20 protein-coding genes are annotated in these 19,953 nt (G+C 37.2%); all 20 read left to right on the forward strand.

Features of this window, described 5'->3' with window-relative positions; genetic code table 11:
* Nucleotides 1-5: 5 nt before the first annotated feature.
* The 20 genes from csrA to pabB all read left to right on the forward strand — a co-directional run bounded on the left by csrA (nucleotide 6) and on the right by pabB (nucleotide 19,797).
* Nucleotides 6-239: a carbon storage regulator CsrA gene (gene csrA / locus AN619_RS06430; RefSeq protein WP_408645604.1), complete on the forward strand. Its 234-nt coding sequence runs from the start codon at nucleotides 6-8 to the stop codon at nucleotides 237-239.
* A 141-nt stretch (nucleotides 240-380) separates the two neighbouring features.
* Nucleotides 381-1,211 carry a flagellin N-terminal helical domain-containing protein gene (locus AN619_RS06435; RefSeq protein WP_068555889.1) on the forward strand — a complete coding sequence of 277 codons (831 nt, stop codon included), beginning with the start codon at nucleotides 381-383 and terminating at the stop codon, nucleotides 1,209-1,211.
* 65 nt (nucleotides 1,212-1,276) lie between these two features.
* Nucleotides 1,277-1,549, forward strand: a complete 273-nt coding sequence (locus tag AN619_RS06440) for a hypothetical protein (RefSeq protein ID WP_068555890.1) — start codon at nucleotides 1,277-1,279, stop codon at nucleotides 1,547-1,549.
* Between the two features lies 1 nt (nucleotide 1,550).
* On the forward strand, nucleotides 1,551-3,497 hold the full coding sequence (locus AN619_RS06445) for a motility associated factor glycosyltransferase family protein (RefSeq protein ID WP_068555891.1): 1,947 nt from the start codon (nucleotides 1,551-1,553) through the stop codon (nucleotides 3,495-3,497).
* Nucleotides 3,498-3,514: 17 nt separating this feature from the next.
* Nucleotides 3,515-3,868 (forward strand): hypothetical protein, encoded by a 354-nt coding sequence (locus AN619_RS06450; protein WP_068555892.1) that lies wholly within the window; start codon nucleotides 3,515-3,517, stop codon nucleotides 3,866-3,868.
* Between the two features lie 22 nt (nucleotides 3,869-3,890).
* Entirely contained in the window at nucleotides 3,891-5,282 is a 1,392-nt protein-coding gene (locus tag AN619_RS06455; protein WP_068555893.1) for a motility associated factor glycosyltransferase family protein, read from the forward strand.
* Complete coding sequence (locus tag AN619_RS06460; protein ID WP_068555894.1) at nucleotides 5,275-7,116, forward strand: motility associated factor glycosyltransferase family protein; 1,842 nt, start codon at nucleotides 5,275-5,277, stop codon at nucleotides 7,114-7,116. Before AN619_RS06455 ends, AN619_RS06460 begins: the two co-directional genes overlap by 8 nt.
* Before the next feature lie 116 nt (nucleotides 7,117-7,232).
* Nucleotides 7,233-8,258: a UDP-N-acetylglucosamine 4,6-dehydratase family protein gene (locus AN619_RS06465; RefSeq protein ID WP_330382043.1), complete on the forward strand. Its 1,026-nt coding sequence runs from the start codon at nucleotides 7,233-7,235 to the stop codon at nucleotides 8,256-8,258.
* A gap of 24 nt (nucleotides 8,259-8,282) precedes the next feature.
* Nucleotides 8,283-9,233, forward strand: coding sequence for a dTDP-glucose 4,6-dehydratase (locus tag AN619_RS06470; RefSeq protein ID WP_068555895.1), 951 nt, complete (start codon nucleotides 8,283-8,285; stop codon nucleotides 9,231-9,233).
* Nucleotides 9,234-9,248: 15 nt separating this feature from the next.
* On the forward strand, nucleotides 9,249-10,442 hold the full coding sequence (gene pseC, locus AN619_RS06475; protein WP_068555896.1) for a UDP-4-amino-4,6-dideoxy-N-acetyl-beta-L-altrosamine transaminase: 1,194 nt from the start codon (nucleotides 9,249-9,251) through the stop codon (nucleotides 10,440-10,442).
* Between the two features lie 14 nt (nucleotides 10,443-10,456).
* Nucleotides 10,457-11,194, forward strand: coding sequence for a cytidylyltransferase domain-containing protein (locus tag AN619_RS06480; RefSeq protein ID WP_068555897.1), 738 nt, complete (start codon nucleotides 10,457-10,459; stop codon nucleotides 11,192-11,194).
* Between the two features lie 44 nt (nucleotides 11,195-11,238).
* On the forward strand, nucleotides 11,239-12,291 hold the full coding sequence (gene pseI, locus AN619_RS06485) for a pseudaminic acid synthase (protein ID WP_068555898.1): 1,053 nt from the start codon (nucleotides 11,239-11,241) through the stop codon (nucleotides 12,289-12,291).
* A gap of 42 nt (nucleotides 12,292-12,333) precedes the next feature.
* The gene (locus AN619_RS06490; RefSeq protein WP_068555899.1) at nucleotides 12,334-12,861 is read left to right on the forward strand and encodes a GNAT family N-acetyltransferase; all 528 of its coding nucleotides are present in this window, start codon (nucleotides 12,334-12,336) and stop codon (nucleotides 12,859-12,861) included.
* Nucleotides 12,861-13,943, forward strand: a complete 1,083-nt coding sequence (gene pseG, locus AN619_RS06495) for a UDP-2,4-diacetamido-2,4,6-trideoxy-beta-L-altropyranose hydrolase (protein ID WP_068555900.1) — start codon at nucleotides 12,861-12,863, stop codon at nucleotides 13,941-13,943. Before AN619_RS06490 ends, pseG begins: the two co-directional genes overlap by 1 nt.
* 272 nt (nucleotides 13,944-14,215) lie before the next feature.
* Nucleotides 14,216-14,572 (forward strand): flagellar protein FlaG, encoded by a 357-nt coding sequence (locus tag AN619_RS06500; protein WP_068555901.1) that lies wholly within the window; start codon nucleotides 14,216-14,218, stop codon nucleotides 14,570-14,572.
* A gap of 51 nt (nucleotides 14,573-14,623) precedes the next feature.
* Nucleotides 14,624-16,501, forward strand: a complete 1,878-nt coding sequence (fliD, locus tag AN619_RS06505; protein WP_068555902.1) for a flagellar filament capping protein FliD — start codon at nucleotides 14,624-14,626, stop codon at nucleotides 16,499-16,501.
* A gap of 17 nt (nucleotides 16,502-16,518) precedes the next feature.
* Complete coding sequence (fliS, locus tag AN619_RS06510; protein ID WP_068555903.1) at nucleotides 16,519-16,896, forward strand: flagellar export chaperone FliS; 378 nt, start codon at nucleotides 16,519-16,521, stop codon at nucleotides 16,894-16,896.
* A gap of 12 nt (nucleotides 16,897-16,908) precedes the next feature.
* Nucleotides 16,909-17,388 (forward strand): flagellar protein FlgN, encoded by a 480-nt coding sequence (locus tag AN619_RS06515; protein ID WP_068555904.1) that lies wholly within the window; start codon nucleotides 16,909-16,911, stop codon nucleotides 17,386-17,388.
* A 446-nt stretch (nucleotides 17,389-17,834) separates the two neighbouring features.
* Nucleotides 17,835-18,422, forward strand: a complete 588-nt coding sequence (locus AN619_RS06520) for an anthranilate synthase component II (RefSeq protein ID WP_068555905.1) — start codon at nucleotides 17,835-17,837, stop codon at nucleotides 18,420-18,422.
* 4 nt (nucleotides 18,423-18,426) lie between these two features.
* Nucleotides 18,427-19,797: an aminodeoxychorismate synthase component I gene (gene pabB / locus AN619_RS06525; RefSeq protein WP_068555906.1), complete on the forward strand. Its 1,371-nt coding sequence runs from the start codon at nucleotides 18,427-18,429 to the stop codon at nucleotides 19,795-19,797.
* Nucleotides 19,798-19,953: the final 156 nt, after the last annotated feature.

Genomic DNA, 19,953 nt, shown 5'->3' on the forward strand with positions numbered 1-19,953 from the left:
GAGGGATGAATTTGTTAGTGTTATCAAGGAAAAAAGGAGAAAGCGTCATCATAGACGGAATGATTGAGGTTCAGATATTAGACATGGATGAGGGGAAAGTAAAATTAGGAATTACAGCTCCGAAAAAAATAGAAATATTCAGGAAAGAAGTATATGAGGAAATCATCAAAGAAAATATGGAGGCTGCCAATATTTATCCGGATATGACAGGTTTAAAAAATTTTTTTCAAAAAAAATAGCAAGATGCCTATAAAGTATAATAAGCAGATGCCGATACAATATACGTAAAACATGATGATACTTCATTCGGCCGAAGAAGTATGATTTATTTTGGAAATATTGGCAAGGATGCCAAATGAAAAATCAAGGAGGAATATATTATGAGAATTAACAACAACTTAATGGCAATGAATGCCCACAGACAATTAGCAATTAACAACGCAGCACAAGGCAAGTCTTTAGAAAAACTTTCTTCAGGATTCAGAATCAACAGAGCCGGAGACGACGCTGCTGGTCTTGCTATTTCTGAAAAAATGAGAGGGCAGATCAGAGGTTTGCAGCAAGCATCAAGAAATGCCCAGGACGGTATTTCATTAGTGCAAACTGCAGAGGGTGCAATGAATGAAACCCATGCCATTCTTCAGAGGATGAGAGAGTTGGCTGTACAAGGTGCAAATAGCACAAATGTAACTGCTGACAGATTGGCTATCAAGGAAGAATTGGTTGCATTACATTCAGAAATCACTAGAATTGCAAACAATACAGAGTTCAACACCCAAAGATTACTTGGTACGGCTGCACCTAGTGCCGTTGTAATCCATATTGGTGCCAATACTGGACAAAATATTGCCATTGCATTCACAAATATGCAGGCATCAGGTACTTTAATCAACATTTCCACAGCAGATTTAGAAATCAGTGTTGGACAGTCTGTGTCCGATGCTTTGATTGGTATCGTAGACAAAGCATTGACGGCTGTTTCTACGCAAAGAGCTAAGCTTGGAGCTATTCAAAATCGTTTAGAGCATACCATCAAGAACTTAGATACTGCTGCTGAAAACTTACAAGCTTCTGAATCAAGAATCAGAGATGTCGATATGGCTAGAGAAATGATGAACTTTACAAAACAAAATATCCTAAATCAAGCAGCAACTGCGATGTTAGCTCAAGCTAACCAAGCTCCACAAGGGGTACTACAATTATTAAGATAGTAAAAATTCAATAAATATAGCCAGCGACTTCATGCTGGCTATATTTATTAAAGGAGAAAAGAAGGATGAATGCGGCGAAAGTTGAAAATTTGAAGAAAATGTTGCGCACAGGGAAATGGAATGATGCTCAGGTCTTGTTGAATCAGGAAATTGAGGCGGTGGTGCAATATTTATCGAAAAATGATTTGATAGCATCTCAAACCATCCATGAGTTTAATGAAATATTATATATTATGCAGCAGGCTATAGAATATCAGGATGTCGTTTTGTTATGCGATATTATAGAATATGAGATGGAACCATTTATAGACACATATATCACTAAAACGAGGGGTTAGTATGAATCAGACAATATATGAAAGGAATATTGATGCGTTCAAGAAATCACAGCCATATATCGTAGAGGTTATAGAAGATATTGACCTGAAAGATCAAGATGAATGTATTGTTTTTGAAGGAATGAATGGCTGCCATGTTCTAAAGGTTAAAAAAGAAGATGGAAATTATATTCTGTACAATAGTTTCTATAATCCTTACAAAGAAGCAAAGGAGATCACCCAAAATATAGACTACACAATTAATCGAAGTCTGATTTTAGCAATTGGCGTAGGGATGGGGTATCATTTGCTGGAAATACTCAATCATCTCAATGAAAAATCTGTCCTTCTAGTAATAGAAAGGAATAAAATAATTTTTAAAAATTTACTATATTATGTGGATTTATCTGATGCTATACTGGCGGGGAAAATATTCTTTATACTGGGTGATTTTGAAAAAGATGAATTGACAATACAAATAAAAAGCATGTTAAGAAAATTTTTCGTAAACATTCTATCCATACAGACCCAGATATTGCCCATAGCAGATATGAATTATGTAAGATATTGCAAGAAGATATTAAAATGCATATCAGACTTTAAATCCACTTTAATGTTTACATTAGGAAATAGTATAGATGACACATTAATAGGTATTGACAATAGAATTAGAAATCTGCCGCACATTATTAAGAATCCTGGACTTAAAGACTTTATGAAAAAGTATGGGAATATTTATAAAGGGAAGCCTGCTATCATTATTGCTTCAGGTCCTTCCTTGGATAAAAATATTCATCAGCTTCAGCTTGCACAGGGAAAAGCCCTGTTATTAGCCTGTGACGGATCTATGGAGTCTTTAAAAAAACATAATATTGTACCTGATGTCGTAAGCTCGGTAGAAAGAATTATGCTGACGTATGAGGCTTTTTACAAGGGGAAAAAAATGCCGGATGATACGGTATTGGCAGCCCCGGCAGTAGTTAGACCTGAAATTTTTCAAACATTTAATACCAAAACCTTAAGTTTATTTAAAAGTGAACCTATTGCAGAATGGTTTAATAAAATGGTCTACGATAAGGGGATGGTATGGTCAGGAGCTTCTGTTGCCCATCAATTAATGGGCTTGGCGTTGGCTTTAGGCGCAGATCCCATTATCTTGGTAGGGCAGGATTTGGCTTATTCACCGGATGGCGTATCCCATACCAGTGAAGCAGCTGTCAAAGAAAAAGTGGATTTAAGTAATATTGAAATTTATGTAAAAGATATCCACGGCAGGGATGTTCCTACTACCTTCGTGTGGAAAAAATTTCTAGAAATTTACGAAAATGCCATCAGCAGCCTCAAAATTAATTGTATCGATGCAACGGAAGGTGGTGCCTATATTCAGGGTACCAAGGTGATGCCCTTGAGAGAAGTCATCGAAAATTACTGTTCAGAAGAACTGCCGAAATTTAGAACTCTTATAGACAGTATTGAAGTTGAAAAAGAATATATCCACAGAGCATATCGAAAGGTGCTGCGGTCCCTCATTCGATTGGCAAAAGTGTATGACGTAGTTGTAAAAAGATGCGAAAAGAGCTTAGCCCATAATCAACATGCAAAGACGTTGATTGAGAATGGAATTCAAACAGATGAAGAACTGGATCAAGTGTATGATGCCATAGATTATACGGAGTATAAGATTGTGAAAAAAATCAGAAAAGATCAAGGCTTAAACATGTTTTTTCAATATCCTATTATGGCAACGATCAATAAGATTAATGAATTAGGTACGGAAATTACATGGGATGTTTTAGCACGAAATTTGGATATACAAAAAGAACTATTGGAAGTGATTATATATTACAGTAAAAAAATGTTGTTCATTTTGAAAGCAGGATTTGAATTTATTAAAGAAAAGGCTGCTGAAGAACTGAATTCTGATGAAATTTCCAATATAGAATATCCACACGGGATATTACCTAAGTAAAAGAAAGGGCGGATAGAATGGATAAAATTATCGGAGAAGCTTTCAATGAATTGCAGAATTATCTGTATAAGTTAACGCCTGCCATTGAAAAAACTGTACAATATTTCAGAGGACAAAAAGAAGATCAGGGATTGAATCTATTGATTCCAATTATTGATGGATTGCATTGGGTCATCGAGGTTGTTCATGCCGCAAAGGATTGGCTGATCCATTATAACATTATGATGGATGAGAATGTAATGAATGAAAATTTAAGAGAAATGGTGTCTGCAATGGAGCATCAGGATTATGTGTTGTTGGCTGATGTATTAGAATATGAATTGCTTCCGGTATTGCAGCAGTTGGGTAAAGCGTTAGAAGAAGTACTATAAGCCAGGATCAGGGTGTGCAGACATGATACAGAAAAATAATCTTGAAGTTTTGAAAAATGCATATCCCCATGTCTATGAAAAACTAATCAATATGGATTCGTCATATGATGGGGATTATATGGTAGTCAATGGGCCCAATACATCTCCAACATTAAAGATTATTCATAATCAAGAACAGTTTTTTTTGCATAGTAAATATGATCCCATGGCTGAAGCAAGGAAATTTGTGGAGGAATACCATGATCATGCCATAGATTCCTATATTATTTATGGTTTTGGATTTGCCTATCATATCAGAGAAATGATGGAAAAAAATAAGGATGCCCAAATTTTTGTTCTGGAAACAAACAAAAAAATATTCAAGGCAGCCATGGAAAATATAGATTTAAGAGATATACTGACATGTCCAAATGTAAAAATATACCTGGAAGACAATCTGCCTGATTTTGCAGACCGTTTGAAACAACTGCTCAGCATTGATTCAAAAAAATTAATTATTCATTCCCCTTCTTTAAAGGCAATGCCCAATGAATTGCGAGAAATAAAATACCTGTTAGAGAATTATAAAATTCATGAAAATACAATCAAACGTTTTGGAGATCAACTGGCACAAAATTTTGCAATTAATATCCAATATTATGATAAAAATGTAGATATTCTTTTTAAAAAATTTCAAGGAATTCCTATTATTATTGTATCTGCAGGACCATCCTTGGATAAAAATAAACACCTGCTTCGTGAGGCAAAAGGAAAAGCCATTATTTTTGCAGTTGGAACAGCGCTGAAACCGCTTTTTCATGCAGGCATACATCCGGACCTTGCTGTTATAACAGATCCACAGGATATCGTCTATAATCAACTGGAGGGTTTAGATATTGAAATTCCTTTAATAATATTATCTACTTGTAACAGAAAGGTAGCACAAAACTACAAGGGGATAAAATTTTTAGCTTTACAACAGGGATTTGAATTAGCTGAAAGATATAGCAGACAACAGCAGCATCAGTTAATACGAACGGGAGGATCTGTTTCCACTACAGCTTTAGACATCGCCATTCGGTTTGGCTGCAATCCTATTATTTTTGCAGGACAAGATTTGGCTTATACCTATGGGAAATCACATGTGAAAGGAACGTATTTTTATAAGGAAATCGAAGAATACAGAAGTTTGAGGGCAGTACCCGGAAATGAAGAAAACGTTGTTTACACAAGCAGCAACCTGTATGCTTATTTGAAATGGATTGAAAGAAGAGTCCGGGAAGAAAAAAACATTCGTTTTATTAATGCTACAGAAGGCGGTGCCCTAATTGAAGGAACGGAAATTATGACATTACAGGAAGTAAACGACACTATCTTAAAGGGGAGCAGTCATAACATTCTTATGAAATTAAGGGAGCTCGTTAAAAATGAATGATATCTATTCCATGAATAAACTTGCATTATCGAAGAGATATCCTAATCTTCAAAAAAGCGTGGAAAAATTTACGGATAAAAAATACATTGTAGAAATTGTGGATGCTAAGGATAATAATAAAACTATGTATGTTATCCACGAAGGAAAAACCTTTTATATACACAGCAAATATGCACCGGTCAAAGAGGCGTACGATTGGATAAAAAATCTAAATTTTGACAGGGATTCTACAATATTAATTTTTGGGTGTGGTTTGGCCTATCATATTAAAGAATTATGCAGACAAATTTGTGATCACAATAGGATGCTGATTGTTGAGCCCAGCATAGAAATTTTTCATGAAGCATTGAAATATATTGATTTTACTGATATTATCAATCATCCCAATATCATATTGATAGTTGGAGACACATTAAAAGAAATAGAAGGGTTGTTGTGGAAATATGTGCCTTGGGAGCATATGCACCACCTGCGGATAGCCAGCATTACGAATTATCATAAGTTATTTCCAAAGGAATATCTTGATTTTCAGAATGCCATTGATAAAGTCATGAGAGAAGAAAAGTTATATAAAAATACACTTCTTCGTTTTGCAAAAACCTGGCAAAGAAATCTGCTTACAAACATACCCTATCTTGTAAGAAGTTATGACATAAGCAGTTTATTTGGCATTTTTCAAAACAAACCTGTTATTATTGTTTCTGCAGGACCTTCATTGAGCAAGAATGTAGAATTCTTGAAAGATGCAAAAGGAAAAGCCATGATTATTTGTGTTGGAACGGCTCTCAGAACGGTAATCAATGCAGGAATTGAACCGGATTTGATTATTGCAATGGATGGTGGAGAAATAAATTATAGACATTTTGAAAATATAATGTATTCGGATATACCCCTTGTATATGGAATCAAAGTATTTCCAGAAATATTACAGAATCATCAAGGAAAGAAATTTGTATTTTATACGGAAGACGGCTGTATGGAAAAAATTTTGAAAGATTTAGATTTGGAAATAGGGGTGCTGGCATGTGGGGGGTCTGTTTCAAATAGTGCATTTGATCTGGCTGTAAAAATGGGTGGGAACCCCATCATATTTGTAGGACAAGACCTAGCATACACCGATGGAAAAACCCATGCAAAGTATTCGATATATGAGGAAGATACAATAAAAGATAGTGAAAATTTGCTGAAAGTGAAAGATATTTATGGGAAAGATATTGTTACTTCCCCGTCTTTATTTTCTGTATTAAACTGGTTTGAAAATGAAATTCAAAAGGATAAAACCGAAAGATTATATATTGATGCAACGGAGGGGGGAGCATATATTGAGGGAACTCGGATTATGCCTCTTTGGCAAGTAATTAGAGAATATTGCCAAAACCCAGTAAATATCCATGAATTATTGAATGGTGCCGTTGAAAATAGATTTGTGAAATTGAATCAATATAATGAAAAAGTCATCACAAAATTAAAACAAATAGAGGATAGAATCAGAGGTCTACAGGCAACTATTGATGAGGGGGCAAAACAAATATTGAAAATATCTGAAGAGAAACTGGAACAATGTTTACCAGAATTAGATAGAATCAATCTTTCTGTAAAAAAACAGATTGACCATTTATACATCTTACATTATATGTTACAATCTGTATTTCATGATATCCTAAATGATGAAGAATTTAAGAAACAGGAAAGCAAGCAAGAAATAAGAAGATTTCATAGGATCTATCGAGAAATTTCAAAAACCTTAGCATATATGGATCCTCTATTAAAAGAATGTATTGAACGTATAGAAAAAATGTCAAATAAAATGACTGAAAATCATTGGATGGCATAAATGGAAATTTATGCTGTTTTTTTGTACTAAAGTCTGTTTCGTTTTTTCCGATACATTAAGGTGAAAAATAAAGCTTATTTTACCGGAAGGCCCGTTGATTGTAGGAGGAATTAAAATTGGATGATACAATGTTTTTTAGAAATAAGAAAATATTAATTATCGGTGGTACGGGGACTATAGGAAGTAGTCTGGTGAAGACTTTACTGCCAAAAGGTGTAAGTGTTATCAGGGTATTAAGCAGAGACGAATATAAACAGTATTTTATGATGGAACAAATGAAAGACATAAAAAATATAAGATTTCTGTTGGGCGATGTAAGGGATTATGACCGAATCAACAGAGCCATGGAAGACATTGATATTGTCTTCCATGCAGCGGCATTAAAGCATGTACCTGCTTGTGAATATAACCCTTTTGAAGCAGTGAAGACAAATGTAATCGGTACGCAAAATGTCATTGAAGCGGCAATTCACAACAATGTAGAAAAAGTGATATTTACTTCAACAGATAAAACCATTGGTCCAACCAATACATATGGAGCAACAAAGTTGCTTGCAGAAAGACTGATATCTGCTGCCGACTATTATAAAGGGAGCCATAGGACGATTTTCGCGGCCGTCCGATTTGGCAACGTGATGGGATCAAGGGGGTCTGTTATTCCATTGTTTAAACAACAAATTCTGCAAGGAAATCCCATAACCATTACGGATCCTGAAATGAGCAGATTTATGATGACCTTAACAGAAGCTACGAACTTAACCATAGAAGCATGCAAAAGAGCACAGGGAGGAGAATTGTTTATATTAAAAATGCCTGTTGTTCGTTTGCATGATCTGGCAGAGGTCGTTATTGAAGAAATGTCTGAAAAATATAATTTGGATCCGGATAAGATACGGATTGTAAAAACAGGATTAAGACCCGGGGAGAAAATGTATGAAGAATTAATGACTTATGAGGAGTCAAAATACGCCATAGAGTTTGATAATATGTTTGCAGTACCTCCATTGTTTAATCATAAGACTTATGAATATTCCGATGGCAGACAGGCAGCAAGACAAACTTATAGTTCCCATGACATCGAGCCTATAAGTAAAGAAGAATTGAGAAGGCTTATCTTACAGGAAAAGTTGTTAGATTCATAAAGAAATTTTGAAGGAGGAAAATCAATGAAAGTTTTAGTGACAGGCGGCGCAGGATTTATCGGCAGATGGGTTGTAAAAAAATTATTAGAAGACGGACACCATGTATGGGTATTGGACGACCTTTCGAATGGGAGAAAAGAGAACATTCAGGAATTTTTTCATTTAAGCAATTTTAAAGAATTCATTTATGGAGATATCAAAGATAAAAAAGCTTTAGAAAATTTATTTCAACAGCATCAATTTGATATATGCTATCATTTAGGTGCCAGCATTAATGTCCAGGATAGCCTGGATGACCCTGAAACTACGTTTAACAATGATGTCATAGGCACTTTTCATGTCTTGGAATCATGTAAAAAACACCATACGAAAATCGTGTTCATGAGTACTTGCATGGTATATGATCGGGCTAGTGACACAAGGGGAATTACCGAATTACATCCTACAAAACCGGCATCTCCTTATGCAGGAAGCAAAATATCGGGAGAAAATATGGTGCTTTCCTATTGGTATGGATATGGATTGCCTGTAGTAGTCATCCGCCCCTTTAATACTTACGGGCCATTTCAGAAAACGGGGGGAGAAGGCGGCGTTGTGGCCATATTCATTAAGAGAAATCTGGAAGGACAGACTTTACATATTTATGGAGATGGAACGCAAACGAGAGATTTATTGTATGTAGAAGATTGTGCCAGATTTGTTGTGGAGGCAGGATATAGCGATGCAGTAAACGGAGAAATTGTAAATGCCGGTTTAGGGCAAGATATTACCATCAATGACCTTGCAAAACTGATCGCAAACTCTGAGGAGCAAATCAAGCATGTACCCCATATTCATCCCCAAAGTGAAATCCAGAAGTTATTGTGCAATTACGACAAAGCGAAAAAACTGTTAGGATGGGAGCCCAAGGTGAGTTTAGAGGAAGGAATTAAAAGAACGGAAGAATGGATTAAAAATAATCCGCATCTTATATAAGTGGGGGGGTATACAGTGGAAAAAACATTGGCAATCAATGGTGGAAAACCGGTGCGAGACAGGTATTTGCCCTATGGTCAGCAATGGATTGACGAGAAGGATATACAGGCTGTAGTAGACGCCTTGCGAAGTGATTATTTAACTACAGGGCCTAAGATAAGGGAGTTTGAAGAGAAAATTGCTGCCTATGTGGGAGGGAAGTATGCTGTTGCCGTTTCAAACGGAACAACGGCTCTTCATGCAGCTTGTTTTGCTGCAGGAATTCAACAGGGTGATGAAGTGATCACAACACCCATGACATTTGCTGCTTCAGCAAATTGTGTATTGTATCAGGGAGGAATTCCTGTTTTTGCAGATATAGATCCCTATACCTATAACATAGATCCAAAAGATATTGAAAGAAAGATTACAAATAGGACAAAAGCCATTATCCCTGTGGATTTTACAGGACAACCCGTGGACCATGATGCCATAAAAGAAATTGCTGAAGCATATGGTTTAGTGGTTATTGAAGATGCTGCCCATGCCTTGGGAGCAGAGTATAAAGGAAGGAAAATTGGTTCTTTGGCAGCTATGACAGAATTTAGTTTTCACCCAGTAAAACATATTACCACAGGCGAAGGGGGTGTCATAGTCACAGACAACAAGGATTATTATGAAAAACTGAGTTTATTCAGAACCCATGGGATTACCAGAGATCCGGCCCTGATGACCAAAAACGAAGGGCCTTGGTACTATGAACAACTGGAGTTGGGAAATAATTATAGAATCACAGATATACAGTGTGCCCTTGGAATCAGTCAGTTACAGGAGTTAGCCGGTTTTGTCAAACGGAGACGAGAGATCGTGAGAAAGTATAATGAAGCTTTCCAAAATATAGAAGAGATTATTACTCCTTATGAAAAAGAAGGGTGCCATTCCAGTTGGCATTTATATATCATCCAACTGGATCTGGAGAGGCTTTCCGTAGGAAGAAGAGAGATATTTGAAGCCCTAAAGGCCGAGAATATTGGTGTAAATGTACATTATATACCCGTACATTATCATCCTTATTATCAGAGATTAGGATATAAGCGAGGGATTTGTCCTCATGCAGAAGCATTGTACGAAAGAATCATTACCTTGCCTTTGTTTCCGAAAATGTCCGATAAAGATGCGGAAGATGTGATTGATGCAGTACATAAAGTTATCTCCTATTTTAGAAAATAGTTGGGGGGAGTACAATGGATAAGGTTGTGGCAATTATTCAGGCACGCATGGGTTCTACCAGGCTTCCGGGAAAAATCTTAAAAAAAGTAAAAGGAAAGACCGTTCTTGAGCATGTTGTTTATCGGGTTCAGCAGGCGAAACAGATTGATAAAATTGTTATTGCCACAACAGAGCTGGAACAGGATCATGTGGTGGCGGAAAAGGCAATAAGTTGTGGTATCCGGTATTTTAGAGGCAGTGAAGACGACGTGTTAAGCAGATATTATCATGCAGCGAAAGAAAATAATGCAGATATCGTGGTGAGGATTACGTCGGACTGTCCCTTAATTGATTCGAAGCTGATAGACAAAATGGTTCAATTTTATAAGGAAAATAATTATGTTTTTGTAACGAATGTAGGCAATCATGCATCACAAAGAACCTATCCAAGAGGATTAGATACGGAAATATTTTCTTTTCAGGTGTTAGAAACAGCTTTCTACAATGCCAAAGAAAAATATCAGAGGGAACATGTAACTCCTTATATTTACGAAAATGAGAGGAAAATTTATTACTACAGAAACGATGTTGACTATTCGGCTTATCGGTGGACCCTAGATACGGAAGAAGATTTTCAACTGATTTCAGCCGTATATGGGTATCTCTATGATGAAAATGAAAATTTTGGATTGGGTGACATATTGAAATTGATGGAGAAACACCCTGAGCTCATAAAACTTAATGAACATGTAGAGCAAAAAAAGATTAAATGAAAAGCAGGAATCTAGGATGATATAGCCTAGTTGGGGGTGGTGTGATGAATAAAGTTATTCAAATAAAGGATCGGTTTATTGGAGAAGGATATCCAACCTATATTATTGCGGAAATGTCCGCAAATCATGCTGGAGATCTGCATCGAGCCATTGAAATCGTTCATGCTGCAAAGGAAGCGGGAGCAGATTGTCTGAAGATTCAAACATACACGGCAGATACATTGACAATCGACTGTGATAAAGAATATTTTAAAATTAATAAAGGAACTTGGAAAGGGGAAAACCTGTATCATCTGTATAAAAAGGCATATACTCCCTGGGAATGGCAGCCTCTGATAAAAGAAGAGGTAGAAAAACTGGGAATGGATTTTTTATCGACACCTTTTGATAAAACGGCTGTAGATTTTTTGGAAGAGTTGGGTGTTGCTTTTTATAAAATAGCTTCCTTTGAGATGGTGGATATTCCTTTAATTCAATATGTGGCATCAAAAGGGAAGCCGATGATCATGTCAACAGGAATGGCTACACTAGGGGAGATCGAAGATGCGGTGCATGCCGTAAAATCCATGGGAAACAGCAACCTGTGTCTTCTAAAATGCTCCAGTGCTTATCCTGCTGTTCCCGATGACATGAATTTAAGAACAATAAAACATCTGGAAGAAACCTTTGGTGTGCCTGTGGGCTTATCTGATCATTCTTTAGGGTCTATTGGCGCAGTAACGGCAGTTGCTATGGGGGCAAAAGTCATTGAAAAACATTTCTGTATCAGTAGAGAGGTTGAAAATCCTGATGCGTCCTTCTCCATGGAGGCCCATGAATTCAAACAGATGGTAGATGATATCCGTGCAGCAGAAAGGGCCATTGGAACAATAAGCTATGAGGTATCAGAAGCGGAAGAAGCCAGCAAAGTCTTCAGAAAATCTATCTTTGTGGTAAAAGACATAAAAAGAGGCGAAATTTTCACAGAAGAAAACATCAGGGTGATTCGACCAGGGCATGGTCTTCCGCCAAAATTCTATGAGAGCATACTGGGACATAAAGCCACAAGGGATATCGAAAGGGGAATGCCATTAACATTCAATATGATAGATGAGTAGCGTTATAGCAGTTTTATATTCTGATAAAGAAGTGGTGATAAAATGTTGCAAACAGAAAGGCTCATTTTGAAATTATTAGACGAAGAAGATGAACAATGCATTGTTCGATGGAGAAATAAAATCAACATTATTCGTCATTTATTCAGCTTTAAAGGCACGACATTCAGTGAACACAGAAGATGGTTTGAACAGTATATCAAACATCAAGACAGAATGGAATTTATCATTATGATCAAAGAAAACGGCAAAAAAATAGGGACCATTGGCTTTAATCATATAGATTATCGAAATCAAAAAGCAGAGTATGGGATTCTCATAGGGGAAGAGGAAGAACAGGGAAAGGGATATGCCTTAGAGGCTTCCCGTGCTTTCATCAACTATGGATTTAAAGAATTAAATTTGCAAAAAATTTATCTAAAAGTATTTTATGATAATGATGAGGCCATAAAACTTTATAAAAAGCTGAATTTTCAGCAAGAGGGAGTACTAAGAAAAGAAATATATAAGAATGGACAGTTCAAGGATGTGGTCATCATGTCTGTTTTAAAGGAAGAATGGAAGGAGTCATGATGATTCACGTAGGAATAAGAGCAGATGGCGGGGCTGCCATAGGTATGGGTCATATTATGCGATGCCTTTCTTTGGCCAAGGAACTGAAAAGAAAAGGATACAAAGTATATTTCTTTAGCAGTATGAAGGAAGGCATCATAAAAATTAAGGATGAAGGTTTTGATGTTATAGTAATCCCTCAGATCCAGTCAGAGTTTATAAAAAATTCAGGCTCAATTGGAGGTGTTGATCTTGAAAAAGAGACAGATAAAATCATTCAACTGATTCGAGAATATCATATAGATTTATTATTTATAGATAAATATGATGTGACAAACGGGTATTTTCTCAAAATAAAACCCTATGTAAAGATATTAGCTTATATTGATGATTTGAGTCAATTTGTTTATCCGGTAGATGTGCTGATCAATGGAAATATTACAGGAGAATATATGGATTATCAAAAGTATTCTCAAGATCAAATGATGTTGTTAGGTCCTAAATATAACTTAATCAGAGATGAATTTCGAGATTTACCCCTTGGGGAGATAAGGGAAGAAGCAAAGGAAATTCTGGTGACAACAGGCGGTTCAGACCCATATCGCATGAGTGTTAAGATTATACATATGATTTTAGAAGATGAAGAATTAAGAAATTGCATCATCAATGTAATTGTCGGCAATGGCTTTATAAATAAAGAAGAACTGCGAAATATAGCAGAAAACAATAAAAATATTATTCTGCATGAAAATGTAAAAAAAATTTCTCAAATTATGTTAAAATCAGATATAGCAATTTCTGCAGGTGGCAGCACTCTCTATGAGCTGTGTGCCTGCGGAATACCTACCATAGCCTTTATTATGGCAGACAACCAGGAGCTGATGGTAAGGAAAATGGCTGAGCTAGGGTATATCAAGGAAATAGGATGGTATCATGCTGTAGAAAAGGCAGATGTAGTGAATGCTGTAAAAAAACTTGTGCAGAATTATAATATGAGAAAATCTTATAGCCAAAAAGGAAGAAATCTTGTAGATGCTAGAGGGGCAGAAAAAATTGTAGAAGCCATCACGGAAAGAATGCAGAAAAAATTTGAGTGCAATTAATCATACAATATATGTTGAATCAGTTTCACTTTACATAGCTATTTTCAAGGGTTTCTGATATGGGATTCCTTGTGTTGAATCAGACTATTTATAGAACCTTTCATAAATAGTCTTTTTTATACAAAAATTTTATTATTTGTTGTAATTGGAGAAACCGCATTTCCTGAAATATATCGTGGCCATTATCAATGAAAAAATGAAGGCTATCTTATAAAGAAGATTTAAATTTTACCGATAAACTTGTTAGAAATATAGTAGAGGGCGGTGAAAAAATGAAAATAGAGGGTAGCGTTATTGCCAATAGTAATTATATGATCAGTACAGAAAGAGAAATTCAAAAGAAAAATATAGTACAAGAAGGAAATTTAGCTGAAAATCAAATATCCACCAGTGAAAATTTCCCTAAGGAAAAGCAATTGATTGAAGCTATAGAAAAATCTAATAAGGATTTGAAAACATTTAATACAAGTTTAAAATTTTCCATCCATGAGAAGACAAAACAAATTATGGTCAAGGTAATTAATAATGAGACACAAGAAGTGGTTAGAGAAATTCCTCCAGAAAAAATATTGGACATGGTAGCAGCAATGTTGGAGAAAACAGGATTGTTTGTGGATAAAAGAGGGTAGTAAAAATGAAAAGGTGTTTGCCTTCAAAGGCAAATAAAGGAGGGATGCTAGATGATAACAAGTAATCGCTTAAGAATTACTGGTTTGGCAACCGGCATTGATACCGATGAAATGGTCAGAAAGCTTATGAATATTGAGTATGCAAAAGTGGACAAGTTAAAGCAGAATATACAAATCATGGAATGGCAGCGAGATAATTACAGAGAGATTAGTAACCTACTAAGAGGATTTAGGGATGAGTATTTTGATGTGATCAAACCTACCATGAATTTCAGGTCATCCACTGCTTTCAATGAATTCAAAGTGACATCCGCTGACGAATCTGTTGTTACCGCCACGGCCAGATCAGGTGCAATAACAAAAACCCACAGCATTACAGTGACCCAGCTGGCAACGGCTTCGAAAATTGATGGAATTTTTCCGGTCACAGATAAAGTAGATGGAAGCAATGCCATTACAAATTTTGATTTTTCAGGGCAGCAGCTAACGATTACCTTGGATGGAACGACGAAAACCATAGATATGGCCAACTATGGCGATGGGGCGACCCTAGAGAGTCAGCTGGAGGCTGCACTGAGTAATGCTTTTGGCTCAGGGAAATTTGATATCCTTGTATCAGGGGATAAAATTGAATTTAAAACATTATTGAATGGCAGTACCTTTACTATCAGTGGTGCAGAAAGTACTTTAACGCAATTGGGCTTTACCGCAACGGACAATAAGAGCAACAGGATTTCTTTAGATGCTGGGTTAGATAGCATAGCACAGCATTTTACGTCTCAGCAAAATTTTAATTCCGGAGATAATGTAACTTTGGTCATTAATGGGGTCACCATCAACGTGGGCAAAACCTATGGAACTGCCACCATAAAAGATGTAATGAATGCAGTCAACAGCAGTAGCGCAGGTGTGACTTTGAATTACGATTCGTTGCAGGATAAATTTACTTTAACATCGAAGACAACGGGAGAGGCACAAACCATTACTTATAACAGCAGTCCATTATTGCAGGCCCTAGGGATTGAAGGAGGAACCTATACGGCAGGAACAGATGCTGTATTTACCCTGGATGGCGTTGCCGGCATGAAAAGAAGCAGCAACCAGTTTGCTATTGATGGCGTAACGTATACGTTGAAGGCGGTCGGTGCTACAACAGTTAATGTAAATGCAGATACAGATGCTTTGGTTGAAAAAATTAAGGGATTTGTGAGCAAATATAATGATGTAATTGATAAAATCAATAGTGAATTTACGGAGAAAAGATATAGAGATTATATGCCCCTAACCGACGATCAGAAAAAAGAAATGTCAGAAAAAGAAATAGAACTGTGGGAAAAAAAGGCAAAGAGTGGATTATTAAGAAGCGACCCTATTTTACAAAAAATCACAACCGATATGAGAAAAGCCCTATATGATTCTGTAAAGGATGTAGGCATCAATCTTTATGAAATAGGGATTACGAGTAGTTCACTATGGCAGGATAGAGGGAAATTAGTTATCGATGAAGAGAAGTTGAAAAAAGCTGTTCAGGATAATCCTGATAAATTAACGCTACTTTTTACTCAAAGATCTCAATATTCATATGAAGAAGGATTGAATGATGCGGTAAAGCGTAGGACAAGATATGAGGAGTCAGGACTGGCACAACGGCTCTATGATGTTATTCAGGACAATATACGATTTACTAGAGATAGCCAAGGGAAAAAAGGAATTTTGTTGGAAAAAGCAGGGATTGAGGGAGATTTGACGGAATTTCAAAATACAATGAATACAGAAATTAATAAACAAAATAAAAAGCTAGACACATTATTAGATAAATTGTATAATAAGGAAACCTATTACTACAACATGTTTTCCAGAATGGAATCTGCAATTCAGGCAATGAATTCACAAGCGGCATGGTTAATGTCTCAAACAGGAGGCCGATAATTTAGGAGGTAAGAATAATGGCTTTAAATAATCCCTATGCACAATATAAGCAAAATACCGTAATGACTGCACCACCGGAAGAGCTGACCCTCATGCTGTTTGAGGGAATGGTAAAATTCATCAATCAATCAAAGCTCTTTATGCAGGAGAAAAAATTAGATAAAGCAAGCAATGCAAACTTAAGGGCACAAGACATCATTGCCGAATTAAATTTGACACTAAATATGAAATATGACATATCAAAGAATTTAAGGACACTCTATGATTATATGTCAAGAAGGCTGATCGAAGCAAATCTGAAAAAAGATGTTGATATTCTGGAGGAAGTACTGGGCCTTGCTACGGAATTGAGAGATACATGGAAAGAAGCAATAAAAATTGCCAGAAAAGGTTAGGAAGGAATCGGGATGGATGCGCATAATATGATTGCCTATTTGATCAACGTGAGTGAAGGAAAATTACAATTAATGCATCAAATGTTGTCCCTTACAAAAGAACAATCCTCTTGTACAAATGAAGAAAAGCTGGATCAGATGATGGATTTGATCCATAGGAAACAGCTATTGATTGATAAGGTCAATATGCTGGATAGCGAATTTGAGGAAAAATACGATGCATTGAAAAAATACTGCAATGTGGCATCATTAGAGGAAATTGAAATAAGAAAATATGAGGGGATCAAAAAACTGAAAAATATTGTGCAACAAATTTACGATATTATTGAGAAGATTCGGCAATTAGAAGTAGAAAATAATGAAAATATGCAAAAGGCATTGGAAGCGGTAAAGCAAGAGTTGAGTCAAGTGAGATACAATATAAAAATCAACCATACCTACGGCAAAAATAAAAATGTATATGGCGGTGTGTTTATCGATAAGAAAAAATAATCGTGACAGGGGACGGTTCTCTGTCACGGTGTGATCCAAAGAAACGGAGGGCGGATTTTCCTTTTCTATGGACAATACTTGAAAAATTCTGATAAAGATTGTATAATATGAAATACATATAATTAGGTCTGTGGTTGAAAGTCCATGCCAGTCGCAGGCAAAGGGACCCACGTAAGGCAGCTTAAAAGCAGGGCTGCTGAGCATGGTGCGGCTTAGGAGTAAGACCTGCCAGGAGAGTGGCGAGGCGGTTGATGCGCAAGCTCGTCAGGGCTTCTGAGAGGAGTAGTAGTGACGGCGAACCCGGAGCAAACCTTCCAGCAGGCGAGTGTGGGGGCAAAGACCAGGTCAGCTAAATATATGTGTGGTTAGCAGTTATGCTAATAAAGAAATCCTTGATCTCTAGATCAAGGATTTTGTTTAAACATCAGAAAAAGGAGCGGTCATCCTTGATACTCATGATTGACAACTATGATTCTTTTACCTATAATTTGGTTCAATATTTAGAGTGCTTGCAGGAGAGGGTTTTGGTATACAGGAATAACCAAATAACCCTAGAAGAGATTGAGCAAATCAATCCCCAGATGATTGTAATTTCTCCGGGTCCATGTACACCCAATGAAGCAGGGATCTCTATGGATGTGGTGAAATATTTTCAAGGAAAGATTCCCATCTTGGGTATATGCCTGGGCCATCAGACCATCGGACAGGTATTTGGCGGCAGAATTATCAAGGCATTAGAACCGGTGCATGGAAAGGTGCATCCCATCCGGCATACCCATCAAGGGGTGTTTCGGGGCCTGAAAAATCCCCTGCATGTAACAAGATACCATTCCCTTGTGATAGACAGGGATTCTCTGCCGGATTGTCTGGAAATAACCGCTGAAACCCATGAGGGGGAAATCATGGGGATCAGGCACAAGAAATATCTGGTGGAAGGGGTTCAGTTTCACCCTGAAGCCATTCTAACGGAGATGGGTATGGAATTGCTTCATAACTTTTTAGAAGAAGCCAAAAAGAATAGGACAAGCAGGTGAGAAAATGTTCATCCGAGAAATTGATACTTCATGCAATCCTTTTGAAATCTATACACTGTTTCAGGACCGTCCTTATAGTTTTATACTGGACAGCGGAATGGATCATGAAAAGCTGGGGAAATATTCCTATATCGGATTTGATCCATTTTTGGTTTTTCAAAGCAAGAATGAACGAATACAGATAATACAAGATGGAAATGTAGAAACTTTTACGGGGAATCCTTTTTTGAAACTAAAAGAATTATTGGCCCAATATAAGATGGACTATCGTACAGATTTGCCCTTTATAGGAGGGGCCGTGGGATATTTTGCCTATGATCTGTGTCATCATATAGAAAAATTACCGAGAACTGCGGTGGATGATGTGGATATACCCGACTGTTTCCTTGGTTTTTATGATGGTGTGATTGTTGTGGACCATACTGCATCCAAAGTGTTTGCAGCTTCCTTGGGAATCAAAGATTGTCCTGAAAAAATTGTCAATGGAATTACGGAGAGAATCAAGGAAGGGGAAAGGATGGGCATCTCGACAGATGTGAAGCTGGAGAGCAGACCTGTGGCATTCCAGTCCAATTTTACCAAAGAGGAATATATAGAAGCCATAAGAAAGATAAAGGAATACATCAGGGCGGGGGACATTTACCAGGCAAACCTTACTCAGCGGTTTGAATGCAAATTAGAAGAGAGTCCCTACCGTTTGTATGCCAAACTGAGGAAAATCAATCCTGCACCCTTTGCAAGCTTTATCGACTTTGGCGAAGGACATATTGTAAGCAGCTCTCCCGAGCGGTTTTTGAGAATAAAAGACAGAATGATAGAGACAAGACCTATCAAAGGCACAAAACCCAGGGGCAAAACGCCGGAAGAAGATATGAAAAATAGGGAAGCCCTATTGGGCAGTGAGAAGGATAAAGCTGAGTTGTTGATGATCGTAGATCTGGAAAGAAATGATCTGGGGAAAATTTGCAAAACCGGTACTGTCAAAGTAACGGAGCTATTTCACCTTGAAGAATATGCCACAGTGTATCATCTGGTTTCTACGGTAGTGGGGGAAATAAAAGACGAATATGATGCAGTGGACTGCATCATGGCTGCCTTCCCGGGCGGGTCCATCACGGGGGCGCCAAAGATAAGGGCTATGGAAATTATTGATGAGCTGGAACCTACCCAGAGGAATATTTATACCGGCGGCATCGGGTTTATCGGATGGAATGGGGATGCAGATGTAAATATTGTGATTCGAACGATCCTTTGCAAAAATGGGAAAGCCTTCTTCCAGGCAGGTGGAGGAATTGTATGGGATTCCGATGAAGTATTGGAATATGAAGAAACCTTGCACAAAGCAAAGGCTTTGATGCAGGCACTCAGCAGCTAGCAGGCGCAAAGAGCCTGCTAGCTGTGCATGTGCGCCCGGCATGGGCAGTAACTTGGCGGTGAAAGTCCGCTATGGGCTTGGCAGTGGGAACCATTAGCCAAAGGCAAGGGTGTCCATCGTGAGGTGGAATCTGAAGGAAGCCGGAGGCAAAGTCCC

It is taken from the genome of Thermotalea metallivorans, assembly GCF_001562415.1.
GTDB classification, from domain to species: Bacteria; Bacillota; Clostridia; order Peptostreptococcales; family Thermotaleaceae; genus Thermotalea; species Thermotalea metallivorans.